At 62.8% G+C, this 13184-nt stretch carries 10 protein-coding genes; 5 read left to right on the forward strand and 5 right to left on the reverse strand.

Annotated features, from left to right (window positions below; translation table 11 throughout):
* The first annotated feature begins 20 nt into the window (after positions 1-20).
* From EJ073_RS13875 to EJ073_RS13895, 5 genes are read left to right on the forward strand one after another with little or no spacing between them, the layout of a single operon-like run.
* Positions 21-1022, forward strand: coding sequence for an EscD/YscD/HrpQ family type III secretion system periplasmic domain-containing protein (locus tag EJ073_RS13875; RefSeq protein WP_126056236.1), 1002 nt, complete (start codon positions 21-23; stop codon positions 1020-1022).
* A 38-nt stretch (positions 1023-1060) separates the two neighbouring features.
* Positions 1061-1459: a hypothetical protein gene (locus EJ073_RS13880; RefSeq protein WP_126056237.1), complete on the forward strand. Its 399-nt coding sequence runs from the start codon at positions 1061-1063 to the stop codon at positions 1457-1459.
* 17 nt (positions 1460-1476) lie between these two features.
* Positions 1477-1788 (forward strand): hypothetical protein, encoded by a 312-nt coding sequence (locus EJ073_RS13885; protein WP_245455579.1) that lies wholly within the window; start codon positions 1477-1479, stop codon positions 1786-1788.
* Entirely contained in the window at positions 1785-3956 is a 2172-nt protein-coding gene (gene sctV, locus EJ073_RS13890) for a type III secretion system export apparatus subunit SctV (RefSeq protein WP_245455581.1), read from the forward strand. Before EJ073_RS13885 ends, sctV begins: the two co-directional genes overlap by 4 nt.
* Before the next feature lie 12 nt (positions 3957-3968).
* On the forward strand, positions 3969-5009 hold the full coding sequence (locus EJ073_RS13895) for an EscU/YscU/HrcU family type III secretion system export apparatus switch protein (RefSeq protein WP_126056238.1): 1041 nt from the start codon (positions 3969-3971) through the stop codon (positions 5007-5009).
* 180 nt (positions 5010-5189) lie between these two features.
* On the opposite strand, the gene EJ073_RS13900 is transcribed toward EJ073_RS13895, so the two are convergent.
* The 5 genes from EJ073_RS13900 to EJ073_RS13920 all read right to left on the reverse strand — a co-directional run bounded on the left by EJ073_RS13900 (position 5190) and on the right by EJ073_RS13920 (position 13138).
* On the reverse strand, positions 5190-5993 hold the full coding sequence (locus EJ073_RS13900; RefSeq protein ID WP_189347401.1) for an efflux RND transporter periplasmic adaptor subunit: 804 nt from the start codon (positions 5991-5993) through the stop codon (positions 5190-5192).
* 49 nt (positions 5994-6042) lie between these two features.
* On the reverse strand, positions 6043-7878 hold the full coding sequence (locus EJ073_RS13905) for a prepilin peptidase (RefSeq protein ID WP_126056240.1): 1836 nt from the start codon (positions 7876-7878) through the stop codon (positions 6043-6045).
* Between the two features lie 198 nt (positions 7879-8076).
* On the reverse strand, positions 8077-8925 hold the full coding sequence (locus EJ073_RS13910; RefSeq protein WP_126056241.1) for a SapC family protein: 849 nt from the start codon (positions 8923-8925) through the stop codon (positions 8077-8079).
* A gap of 191 nt (positions 8926-9116) precedes the next feature.
* Positions 9117-11264 (reverse strand): peptidase M50, encoded by a 2148-nt coding sequence (locus EJ073_RS13915; RefSeq protein WP_126056242.1) that lies wholly within the window; start codon positions 11262-11264, stop codon positions 9117-9119.
* A 2-nt stretch (positions 11265-11266) separates the two neighbouring features.
* The gene (locus EJ073_RS13920; protein ID WP_126056243.1) at positions 11267-13138 is read right to left on the reverse strand and encodes an HlyD family efflux transporter periplasmic adaptor subunit; all 1872 of its coding nucleotides are present in this window, start codon (positions 13136-13138) and stop codon (positions 11267-11269) included.
* Positions 13139-13184: the final 46 nt, after the last annotated feature.

The following is a 13184-nucleotide window of genomic DNA, read 5'->3' on the forward strand; positions in this document are numbered from 1 at the left end:
TCGGCGGGAGATGAAGTGGCATGACCGATACTCCTATCGGCAGGTATCTGGATGCGGCACCGGCGCGCCGGTTGCGGTCGATCATCGCCCTCTCGCCGGCATCCGGACACTCCGTTGTGCTCAGCGTCACGCACGGATTCCACACCGGCGCCGAACTCTGCTTGGTCGAGCCGCAGTATACGATCGGCTCCAGCACGGAGTCGGACATTGTTCTCAGAGACGCCGGCATCGCGCCGGTCCACGCAAGGCTGCGGCGCAAAGGCGGCCAATTTGAGATCGAAGCCGTCGGCGGCGATGTCGCGCTCGCCACAGGCGAGACCATCCATGAAGGCCACGGCAGCCGCTGCAGGCTGCCGCTCACGATCGACGTCGGCGATGCCCGTATACGGCTGGTTAACCCGGAACGCCCCGCAAGTCGGTGGTCCTTTTCCAATCGCCCGCTCCTGGTCGCGGGCAGCGTTCTGTGCGCCGTATTCGCCCTCTCGCTCGCTGCGAACGGTCTCTCTCTCGCCAAGCCGGACATTGGCGAGATGCAACCCGCTCAAGATGGTGAACCGGTCAGAATGGCCTTTGCCGGCGAGACCGGGAAGGAAGTGCTGGACGATTCATCACCGGCGGAGCTGCAAACCGCCGCCGAAGCGGAAAGCCAGCTCAAGCAACGTCTGGAGCAATCCGACATAAGCACCTTGACCGTTCAGCGATCGCCGGGGCGTCTCGTGGTCTCGGGCATGATCCCGAATGACAAGAGCGGCGTCTGGACGGAAACGCAATCCTGGTTCGACCAGGCGTTCGGCGCGCACATTCCGCTGGTCTCCAACGTCATGATCGGCGATGCGCAGCAGGCCCCGCGCCTGACGCTGCAGGCGATATGGTATGGCGACCGGCCTTACGTCATCGCAGCCGACGGCGCCCGCTACCACGAAGGTGCATTCACCAATGACGGCTGGACCATCAAGCACATCGGCGAGACGGAACTTCTCCTGACGAAGGGCGGCGCCACGGTCGCGCTGAAATATCCGTGAACCGTCGGCTTGAAGGGCCACGACTCGATTCGGCAAGGATGGACACGGCTGGCCGCGAGGTGCGCCAGGCGGAAGGCGTGCGCGGCCAGGCTATCAACCGGCGACGGATGAATGGCGTCGACAAGGCCGCGAGCCGCGCTCAGGGAACGAAATCCGCCGCTGGTGCTGAAAGGCCGCAAACCGCGGAGTTCCAACCCTCCGGCGAGGCGGCTGGCGAATCGCTTGATGAGATCCTCATCAACTTCGTCATGCCCCGTATACCCGAGCCAGCCATCTTGCGGCGCTCCGTGCCTATCCTCCAGCATTTTGTGACACACCTGGTCCCCGACCTGGAGGGCGGCGAGCAGCTCAAGTCGCTTGCGAGAACGCTGATGGAGGATGAAATCGAGCGTCATCGCGACCTGCTTGGTCGCATGCAGGAAGGAATCGAAATCTGACCGGCCCGGATGACACGGTGCATCTGCTGCATGTCCTGGGCTTTCTCTACGGGTCTCACGGGCAGGCAAAGCGGGGCGCGGCGTATCTGCTCATCGCCGCGCAGCTGTCGCCGGGAAATGCCGGCGTGCTGAGGACATTGGCGCATCTGCTCATCCTCGATGGCGAGGCGGAAAAGGCGCTGGCCACGATTGCCAGGCTGGAGACCTTGGAAGGAATGGACCATCCGGCGCTTGCCTTGCTGAAGAGCCGCGCCTTGCTCGTGGCGGGGCGCAAGACCGAGGCGCACAGCGCCCTGCTGAGCTTCCTGTCGCAACGAGGCGTTCAATGACCATGACCGTGTCGGAGCGGCTTCTACAATTCCTTGCCAGGCTGTCACGCCGCAGCGATCTGGTCATCGCCGTCCTGCTGCTCGTCGCGGTAGTGATGATGCTCATTCCCTTGCCGACATTCCTCGTCGACATTCTCATCACCGCCAATATCGCCATCAGCGTGCTCATCCTGCTGGCATCGTTTTACGTTTCCCATCCGCTGCAGTTCTCGTCGCTGCCGTCGGTCATCCTCATCGCCACCTTGTTCCGGCTGGCGATCACGATCACGACGACGCGACTGATCCTGCTGCAGGCCGATGCTGGCGAGATCATTACCGCCTTCGGCACCTTTGTCGTCGGCGGCAGCATTGCGGTCGGCCTGGTCATCTTCCTGATCATCACCATCGCGCAGTTCATCGTGGTCGCGCGCGGTGCCGAGCGCGTCGCCGAAGTGGCGGCGCGCTTCACGCTCGATGCGCTTCCAGGCAAGCAGATGAGTATCGATGCGGAACTGCGCAACGGCGATATCGATCAGACGGAGGCACGTCGTCTGCGCCAGCAGCTGGAGCGCGAGAGCCAGCTGTTCGGCGCGATGGACGGCGCCATGAAATTCGTCAAGGGCGATGTCATCGCCGGCATCGTGATCATCCTGGTCAACCTGATCGGCGGTTTCGCGGTCGGGACGCTGCAGCACGACATGTCCCTCGGTGACGCGGCCGCGACCTACTCGCTGCTGACCGTGGGTGACGGGCTGGTGGCGCAAATACCGGCACTGCTCGTCGCCGTGGCCGCAGGCACGATGGTGACGCGCGTCGGCAGCGCCGACGGTGCGGGCGACCTTGGCCGGCAAATAACCAGTCAGCTTCTGCGCGACTCCCGAGCACTCGGTCTTGCCGCGGTGATCATGGTCGGCCTTGCCATCGTGCCAGGTTTTCCGTCGATCGTGTTCCTGATCCTCGGCGCCAGCTTCGGTGCCGGCGCCTACGCAATCAGTCGCCGTACCGCCCGGGAATCCGAGCCTGACGACGACGCCGGCCAGATCGCAACGCGCGAACAACCGGGGAATTCCGCGGCGCTTTCAGCAATCCCTACCGGAACGCTGCCTCCTTCCTACCGCATCGTCGTGCGCCTCGGAACCGAGCTTGGACGCTCGATCCCGGAGCCCGAATTTGCCGCGCTCGCCGACGGCGTGCGCCGCGAGCTCTTCGGCGATCTCGGTATCGACGTTCCGGCCATCGGCATGCAGGTCGACGAGATGCTTTCATCACGAAGCATCCGCGTCGATCTGGAAGGCGCGCCGATCCTGGATGCCGAAATTCCTGCCGACCGCGTTCTCGTCGAGGCGGATGCGACGCACCTCGACCTGCTCGAGGTGACTTACGAAGACGGCTCGTCGATTGCCGGTCAGCGTAGATTCGCGTGGGTCGATGACAGCCAGATAGCGGCATTGAAGGAGGCCGGCTTCGCCTTTTCCGCACCAGCGGAAACGGCGGCCAAGTGGACCGGAAATGCACTGCGGCTCTATGCCGGCCATTTCGTCGGGATTCAGGAGACACGCAGGCTCCTGTCAGACATCGAGCCGGACTACGCGGATCTGGTCAGGCAGGCCCAGGAGATCGTGCCGCTGCAGAAGATCGCGGAAGTGCTCCGCCGGCTTGTCGGCGAAAACGTGCCGATCCGCAATCTGCGCCTCATCCTCGAAGCGCTGATCGAATGGGGCCAGCGCGAACAGGACGTTGTCCTGCTGACGGAATATGTCCGCACATCCCTGAAGCGCCAGATCAGCTTCCGCTCCGCCGGCCGCAACAACATCATCGCGGCCTATGTGCTGCAGCGGTCGGCCGAGGATATCCTGCGCAACGCGGTGCAAAGCGCATCGACCGGCACATTCCTGAACCTTTCGGACGATGACGCGCAGGCCCTGGTCACCGAGATCGAGCGAGCCCTGTCGCAGAGCTCCATCGATGTCTCGCCGGTCGTGCTTGCCGCGATGGACGTGCGCCGGCATATGCGCAGCCTGCTGATGCACAATGCCATCGAGCTTCCGGTTCTGTCGTTCCAGGAACTCGCGCAGGAATTCAACGTCCAGCCCCTGGCCACGATCACCGGCCGCACCGGCAGGGCCGGCGCGCGCTCGCAGGCGCTGCCGTCGGCTCAGGCGAAAGCCGGGCAAGAGGCTGCCTCATGACGAGATTGCAACATGGCCGAAGAAGCTGAGGAAAAGAAGTTACCGGCGTCGGACAAGAAGCTCCGCGACGCTCGCCGCAAGGGCCAGGTTTCGCAGAGCCGCGACCTGGTCTCCGGCTTCACGTTTCTCGCGGCGCTCGGCTATCTCTATTTTTCCTGGCCGATGCTGTTCAAGCACCTTTCGGAACTCGTGCAGACCGTGACAGAGACCAGCGGCCCGTTCGCGGATGTCAGCCTGCGGGCCATCCGCCATTTTCTTTCGTTGCTGATGCTTGCCACATTGCCGCTGGTCGGGATCGTCGTCGTTCTCACCCTGGCCTTTGGCATGCTGGGGACGTTCGGGCCGGTCTTCTCGTTTGAGCCGCTGAAGCCGCAGTTCGATCACATAAACCCGGCGAAGGGCCTGCAGAAGATCCTGTCGCTCCGCAACGTCATCGAGTTTAGCAAGGGCCTGGTCAAGGTGATGTTGCTGGCAAGCCTCTTCGTATTCGTTCTGATCGCGTGGCTGCAACCGCTCTTCGATGCGCCGGGTTGCGGTCCGTCATGCCTGGAGCCGATCATCAAGGCGGTGCTGATACCCCTTGGCGTTGCCGCCGCGCTTGCCTTCGTCGTCATCGGCGTGATCGATGTTCCCATTCAGCGCTGGCTGTTCCTGCGCGACATGCGCATGACCACCACCGAATACAAGCGCGAGCACAAGGATCTCGAGGGAGATCCCTTGATCCGCCACGAACAGCAGCGGCAGCGGCGCGAAGCGGTGATGCAACCCGCGAAACTCGGCGTTGGAAATGCGGTCATCGTCTTCGTGTCCGGCGACCGCGCCGTGGCGTTGCGTTACCTCAAGGGTGAAACGCCGGTGCCGACGGTCGTCGGCAAGGGCCAAGGCCGCGCAGCCGACGAGATGGTAGCTCAGGCGCGTCAGGCACGTATCGCGATAGTCGAAGATGCGGCCGTCGCCGAACCACTCTTCGAGAATGCGGGCATCGGATCCTATATCGGCCAGCAGATGTTTTCGCCGGTCGTTCGCCATCTCGTCCGGCACGGACTCACTTGAGGCAAAAACGCGCGGTTGTTCTTAGCAAGTATCGTTCCCGCGAGCGACCGATCGGGGAACACGATGGGCGATCCGGCGAGCCGTCCGTCGGCAACGCGCTGGGCCATCGCGATCGGGCATCCTGCGTGTTCGCCACCTGTCAGCAGAAACTAAGCAGCATTGCTGTGCAGGCGGAGCGCTTCAGTTCGACTTGACGTCGAATTCGACCCTGCATCGCTGGCCGGCGGGCAAACGGTTGCCGGCATTGGGCAGCATGATGCGCACGCCGAACGTCCTGCTGGCCGCGTCCAATACCCGGTCGATCACCTGAACTGTGCCGACAAGGACTTCATCGCGCGGCTCGCTGACGGTCACCCGAACGGCGAGGCCGACGCTGAACTTGCTGTATTCGCTGTCGGCGACGAAGGCTTCGACGCTCAACGGGTCGAGCTGTGCGATCGTGGCCAGTTGCCCGTCCTGATCGAGGTACTCGCCGGCATACAGCTTGCGTTCCATGACAATACCGTCGATCGGACTGACGATAACCTTCTGGCCCAGCACGGTCTTTGCCCGGGCAAGCTCGAGTTCGAGAATGCGCTTGCGCGTTTCGGCGAGCGCCAGTTCGCGCTTGGAGACCTCCATTTGCGCGACCGCTTCCTCCACCGCATCCTGGGAGGTGACGTTCATGCTGGCCAACCGCTTGGAGCGGTCCATGCGGTTTACGGCCAGTTGGTATCGTGCCTGCTGGGCCTCGATTTCCGACGTGTTGGCCGCCTGCTCGGACATCAAGTCGATAGTCGACAGCTCGGTGTTGGCATTCAGCCGGGCCAGGATTTGACCCTTTTTGACAATGTCGCCACGATCGATCAGCACCTCCTCCAGAAGGCCAGGCACCGTGCCGCCGACACCCACCACGATCGAAGGATTGACGACGCAATCGAGCGCCGCCGCATGAGCGGCACCCGCCAGAAACACGGCAGCGATGGAGAAGATAGGTCGCAGCATTTGACGTGGCTCCCTGCCCGCCGCGGCCAGTCCAGCCGCCGGCCCAAGTCTATTCGGATTTGCCGGAGAAGGCGAGCAGCACACCCAGCCGCCGGTCCTGGTCGAGCAGGTCCTTTCGCTCCGCTGCATGCGCGCGCTCAGCGCGCATCTGCGCTATCCGAAACAGCGCAAGTGCGGCTCGGCGCCTGAACCAGGTTTGACTCCGGCTGGCCCATTCGACAAGGCGTGGCGGCGCGAGATCGAGGATCGGATCCTCCAGCGAAAGAATGTCCCGCGTTGACCCCCGGTCTCCCTTGCGCGCCGTCCGCCCTTCCATCTGCCGGTCGATCCGACGGGCATCGTGGCGCTCGCTCAGCACCACGTGAAGTCCGCCCATTGCGAGCGCCTCGGGATCGACCTTGATGTCCACGCCGCGCCCAGCCATGTTGGTCGCCACCGTCACCGTTCCGACACGACCCGCTCCCGCGATGACTTTCGCTTCGTCCTCGCTCTGCTCGGCATTCAGCACGGCATGCTCGACGCCGGCGCGCCCGAGACATGCGCTGAGTTCCTGTGATGCAGAGACCGAACGCGTGCCGATCAGTACCGGCCGTCCGAGGGCCCGCATCGTCTCGACCTCCTGCACGATGCGGTTCCATTTCTCCTCGCGCGTCGCACACACAATTGTCGTGAGCTTCGCGCGCCGGGGCGGCACGTGTGTCGGCACTGCGAGAACCGACAGCCCGTAGACGGCGCCCAATTCGCCTTTGACCTCGTAGGCGGTGCCGGACATCCCGGCGAGGCGCAGATAGCGGCGAAAAAAGCGCTGGTACGTGATCCGCGCGGCGGTGCGTTTGCGCGGGGTCACTTTGCAGCCCTCCTTAAATTCGATCAACTGATGAAGGCCATCGCTCCATGTGCGGTCGGCCATGATGCGCCCGGTGAATTCGTCGACGATTTGAACAGTCTCGTCAGCGACCAGATAGTGTTCGCCGCGTCGGAAAAGCAGCAATGCGGAGAGTGCTTGCCTGGCCGATTCCTCGCGTCGGAGGCGGTTGCGCCAGTATCCATCGGCCGCCTCAGCGCGCGTCCAGAGCCTATCCTTGCCGGCTTCCGTCAATTCGATACGGCGCTGGTCCGGCAACAGCACGTAGTCGACATCCTGTTGCAGGTCCTCGATCAGACGAAATGTCTTTTCCGCCCAGTTGCGTTCGTCGACGGAATTGCTTTCCTGGGAGATGATCAGCGGCGTGCGCGCCTCGTCGACCAGCGCGCTGTCGGCCTCGTCGACGATTGCCAGGTGCAGACCGCGCATGACTGTTTGCGAATTCGCACTGCCGGCTTGGCCGAAGCCGCTGAGCTTGCGGTGCAGCAGCCCGGTCCTTTGGCCAAGCGCCATGCGATCGCGCAGGTAATCGAACGCAACTTCCTTGTTGCTCGCATAGACAATGTCCGACGCATAGACTTGCGGTCGCCCTGCCCGGTCGCCGCTCTGGATCAGGCCCGTGGTCAGGCCAAGAAAGTCATAGACAGGCTTGAGCGTCGCAAGGTCGCGTGCCGCCAGATAGTCGTTCACGGTTATGATGTGAACCGGCGTGCCCGCCAGCGCCGCGGCCGATGCGGCGAGACCGGCGGTGATTGTCTTTCCCTCGCCGGTGGCCATCTCCGCCACCCGCCCGTCAAGCATTGCGAGGCCGCCAAGAATTTGAACGTTGTGGTGGCGCAGCCCGAGCTTGCGCCATGATATCTCGCGCACGATCGCGAAGCATCGTTCGATGTTCGTCTGGGTCAGGCCGCCACGGCGCATCACTGGGCGGAACGCCGCGACCCGCTCGACAAGCTCGACTTCGGCTATGCCCGCATAATCACGTCCGAGTGCCTCGATGCGAGGCAGCGCGCGATACATCCGCCGCAGCCTTGCCCGCTCCCGCAACGGCGAGGCCACGCCAACCAGCCACTGGTCCAGCCAGTCGAGGAATTTCGGCGCCGGGTCTTCCCGCTCGGCGCCGAGATCAAGGGCCGGAAGCAGGACGCCGGCCGTTTGCCCAGCCGCCGTCAAGCTCCCGTCCTTCTACGCTCGGGTGACATCTCGGTCGTCACTTTGTTAAGCCTGCTCCAGCCTCATGTCCGCTTCGTCGCCACCCTTGCGCGCCGCCGATTTGCCGGTTTCCCGTTTCGCCTTGGCAGAAGTCGCTTCTGGTGCCGGTTCCGACGTGTCCTCGACATCCGGGCCGGAGGCTGGCATCCGCTCCAGCATGTTGGCGAAGTGCCGCAAGGAGTGGAGGTGAAGGTAGGTGCACTCCAATTCGTCATTTCCGAACATCGTTTGCAGGTCGGCGGCATCGATCGCCTTCAGCTTCTGGCGGTCGACCGTCATGAAGCCGGCCAGCGAACGGCGCTCGCCACTGTTCAAATTGAACTGCGCCTGCATCGGCTGCAGCAGCCCGAGAGACTTCAGAAGATCGCAATATCGCTTGGTGCGCTGAAAGCGCGACTGATAATCCTGAAGGAAGCCGAGCACCTCTTTCAGGTAGCGCGTCTGCTGTCCGTCGGCGTCGAACAGGCGCTCGCCGCGGCCCTCGCGGTTGATGCCTTCAAAGCTCTCGTCGATGTTGAGGATGAATGTCCGGCCGCTGGCATCGGAGGAGAAAACGAAGGGATAGCGGCGCACGAAAGCCGGAACATATTTGCCGCTCCAGTTGCCGGCATCGTCGACATAAAGGTTTTCGGTCTGCTTCACGCCAAGAATGACCGCCGGCATGATCGACTGTTCGGTGCCCGCGAAAACGATCGGATACTCCGCCGCTGCCTGCGCGAATTCGACAGCCGTCACCGGTACCGAGTTCACATTGCGGGCGAAGGCGTAGGAGTGACCCGTCTTGATCGAAACATCCCTGTGACGGTCCGAGGTTACCGGTTTGGCGTCTTGATAGAAAAGAAGCTGCACAGTCATGAAACCCTCCTTGAGGTGGAAAACTCGGTTAATTTATCGTTTCCGCGATATGTAGAACACTAATACTTCAACACCAAGTATTGATCACACCACCGCGGCGTCGGATTGTAAAGTGAAATGCTGCATTTGGCACGATTCCAAGGTAATTGAGTTAGTTCCAACTACAAGTTATTACCTCCGTTCATGGAAGACTAGACCCGATAGACCCGCAGGAACACCTGCCTGATCCAGCGATACGTACGTTCGTAGAGCGGCACATTGCCGTGAAAGAAGCGGACGTAGATGCGCCCGCCGATGCGGTCGATCTTGCTTGGATTGGCCAGCGCCAATTCCAGATGCATCAAGTTGGCAAGGACCCGCTTCTGCGAAGGATCGGTCGGGTCGAGCGAAAACTCCCCACCGCCCACTCTGCTCAATGCGGCGTTCGGCAAAGTTGCGGTCAGCGAAGGCACCTCGCGTATGATCTTTGCGGGATGCGAAACCGATGGGTCTTCGACGAAGCGCACGTCGACGAACGCCGTATGGTTACGAACCAGATCGGCGTCGCTTTCTGGTATCACGGCGCGCAGTGTCGGCTGATCGAACCGCGTCACATAGGCTAACGTCTCGCCACGGCGCACGAACTTGCCGTCGAGATCCTTCGCCGACGGAATGATCAGAGTACCGCTTGCCTGCGCCCGTACCGTCAGCGCTTCGGCACGGTCGCGCGCGAGGACGAGGTCGGCGCGTGCGAGCCTCAGCTCTTCGGCCACCACTTTGGCGTCGACCTTGTTGGAGAGATCAAGCTTCTCGAGGCGGCGCTCAAGCTCCCCGGCCCTCAGATCCAGCAGGACAGTCCGCGCTTCCAGCAACGGGTCTTCCAACCGCAGGATCGGGGCGCCTCGCTCGATCCGGGCGCCGGGAGTCGCGACAATTTCCGCTACCACGCCATCGACACCGGCATTGACGACTCCGTCGCCCGGCAGCCAGACGACACCCTGCGCGGCGGTCGCGTAGGGCAGCGGGATGACGAAGAATGGCATGGCTGCCAGCGCCAGGCTGGCTGCAACGACGGCGAAGGCCCTCCCCCTCGTCCTTCTCAATGATGGGCTCGTGAACAGGAACCACAGCTGGCGCGCCAGCGGCACGCCAACCATCAGCACCAGCGCCCACCCGGCCATCATCATGCCGACGACGAAGAAGCGCTGGCTGACCAGTGTGACGATCGCCACCATGACGCCGATCCGGTAGAAGAACGCGGCGACGCCGTAGCTGAAAAGCCAGAACTCTTCGCCTTGTGCGGTTGCCGGCGTTTCGGCGCTTTCGATGCCGAACAGATACCGCTGCACCACATAGCCGAGATATTTGGTCGCGCGCTGACCAAGGTTCGGTATCTCGAGAACGTCGCTCAGGACGTAGTAACCGTCAAAGCGCAGCAGCGGATTGCCGTTGAAGAGCAAGGTCGAAATGCCGCCGATGAGCATCACGTTGAAAGCGAAGGCGCGCACCAGTCCGGGCTCGGCGTTCAGCCAGACGATCAACGCCAGACAGGCCAACAGCCCCTCGACGATAATGCCTGCCGCCCCCACCAGTGCGCGCTGCCACTTGTCCCGGAATGCAAGGCTCTCCGACGCATCGACATAGGGCACCGGCATGAACACGAGCAGCATCACGCCGATCTCGTGCACTTCGCCGCCCCAGCGCTTGACGGCATAGGCATGCCCGAGTTCATGCAAGGCCTTGATGAAGGGATAGGCAATCAGGATCAGCACGATATTCTCGGCCGAGAGAACCCGGTCGGTCACGTCGCCGGTCAGCGCCTGCCAGTTCATCGCAGCAAGGAAAATCGAATAGGCAACCAGCACCAGGAAGGCGACGCCGCCAAACCAGGACAGGAACGGCCGCACCAGCGGATAGGTAGCGTTCAGGAATTCGTCCGGATCGAACAGCCCGACGCGAATCGCCAGCGGATTGGCGAATTTCGACAGAAGTTTACGGTTGTGCTGCTTGCTGGCGCGGTCGGCGATTTCCTCAATGTCAGGCGGAATGTCACCGAACAGCACATCTGAAGCGTGAAGCTGCCCCAAAAGGCGGATCACCGCGTCCTGTGTGATGACCTTTTCATCGAGGCGTTCGCAGGCGCTGTCCCATACTTCCTGCATGGTGCGTCGGCCGGTCATCAGGCTGATGATGAAATAGGCCTCCGGCGTGAAACGATGAAAACGGCCCGAAGTCCGGTCCTGCATCACATACCAGACCTGGCCGCGGAAGATCGTGCGGTGGATGCTCACCTGGCTTCGCAGCCGCGGCTTCAATTGCGCGACGCGATACCAGGACGAACTGAAATAGCTCCTGTCCATGCTCAGCCCGCCCAGCGCCAGAGGGTCAGGCGCAGCCAGTCGATCATCTTCTGGGTGTGGACGAAGAACAGCAGCCGTTCATCCACATGGGTCTTGCTGACGCCCTCCATGCCGGGACGTAGCCGCGCGGGGGATCCGGCAAGAGAAGCCTCTACCATGAACGAGTTGCGGCCGTTGCCCTGTCGCGAGACAGAGGTGATCTGTTCGATCCTGTACGTCAGCGGCTCCCTCGGCAATGCGCTGACCCGCAACTGGCCGGTCTGGCCGATCTTGATGTCTTCGATGTCGCTTTCGTCGACTTCCAGCACCACGCGGTAAGCATCGAGCGGCGCGATGTGAAACAATTCCTGGCCACGCTCGACCGCCGCGCCGACCGATTGCGACAGGTCGCCGGAGACAATAAATCCGTCAAACGGCGCCACCAGGCGGGTGCGACGCAGCTGTTCGTCGATCAGCGACAGCTGCGCGTCCGCCTGCTTGATCTGGGCCTCGATGATCTGGCTTTCGGCGCGCTCGCCACGCGCCAGCGCGCGGTCAAATTCCGTTTCTTTCTGAGCCTTGGTAGTGACCAGCCGCAGCCGCTCGAAATTGAGGTCCTGATCGTCGAGTTGCGCCAGCAGTTGATCCTTGCGCACCGTTTCGCCTGCCTTGGCGAATTCCGACAGAACATAGCCACTGAATGGGGCGACGATTGTTCGCTGCACCGAGCCGCGAATGACAGCAGGCGCCGTTACCGCATAGGGCGAGGTGGCGACGCTGAGGTAGGCGGCGATCGCCACCGCGGCCAGCGTCACGATCTTGCGGCCGATGAAGCGTGGGCCAAGCAGCCGCTTGATCTGGATCCAGCCTGCCTCGAGCGCCTTGGTGAAGATGGTTCGGTCGTTGCGGCGTTTTTCCTCGAGGACCGGTCCGACCACGGCCGCAACTGCGTCGCAAAGGTAGATCGTCTCCTGGTCAAAGCGCGCGTCGACGGGCCGCAGGAAAGTGAGCGCGCCCGTCATCCGGCCGTTGCTTTGCAGCGGCACGGTCAGGGCAGCGCCGTTCTTGTGCTGGCGCGTCAAGGCTTCGTGCGCGAGGCTGACGCGATATTCCTGCCCCTCGCGCGATGGCGCGACGACCACGGCCCGCTGGTCGATCGCCTCGTCCATCGCCGCGGCGACGTCACGCATGAAACTGACCTTGCTGTCGAATGCCGCCGAGTGGGACACCGCCGCAACGCGCGTCCAGCGCCGGCGCATCACGCCAATAGCGACCGGGTCGCAATTCAACCGCATGGCGAGTTCTGTAACGAGCGCGGTGCAGGCGCTCTTGTACTGCTTCTTCTCAATCACCGTCGCCAGCATGTCGAACGCAAAGCGACTGCGCTGCGCCGCCTGTTCGCTCTGATCGCTCATGCCGCGGCGCACATGCACTTCCACCCAGCCGCAGGCCCACTGGATCTTGCGCATGATGTCGGTGAAGGCAGCGTCGTTTCGCTTCACGGCAACGGCACAGGCGCCGAACAGATGTCCGTCGATGAGGATCGGGGACGCGATGATCTGTGTGTCGTCTGCCGGACCCGATACACTGACGCCCTGACGCTTTCCTGTCGCCATTTCGGCGGCGCCGAGAAGCCCGCCGGCCGGCGACTGTGAGTTCGGCCATGCGGCGGCCAGCACATAAGGCCCGGCATCGGCTTCCCCGAGCACCAGGGCTGCCGCGGAGGCATCGGGTAGCTGGCGGCACAGAAGGCCCAGCCATGCGCCGATGAACTCATCAGACGTCCCGGCAGCACGGAAGCGTGTCCACAGCGCCTGGTCTAGAACGCTGTAGCTGACGATGCCGGTATCATCCAGCATCCTGCGAGTGTCACCTTCAAGGATGCTATCGGCCATGGACACCCGTTTCGAGGCGGCGGACGCAGTTCGCGAAATGTATGAA

It is taken from the genome of Mesorhizobium sp. M4B.F.Ca.ET.058.02.1.1 (assembly GCF_003952505.1).
GTDB lineage: Bacteria > Pseudomonadota > Alphaproteobacteria > Rhizobiales > Rhizobiaceae > Mesorhizobium.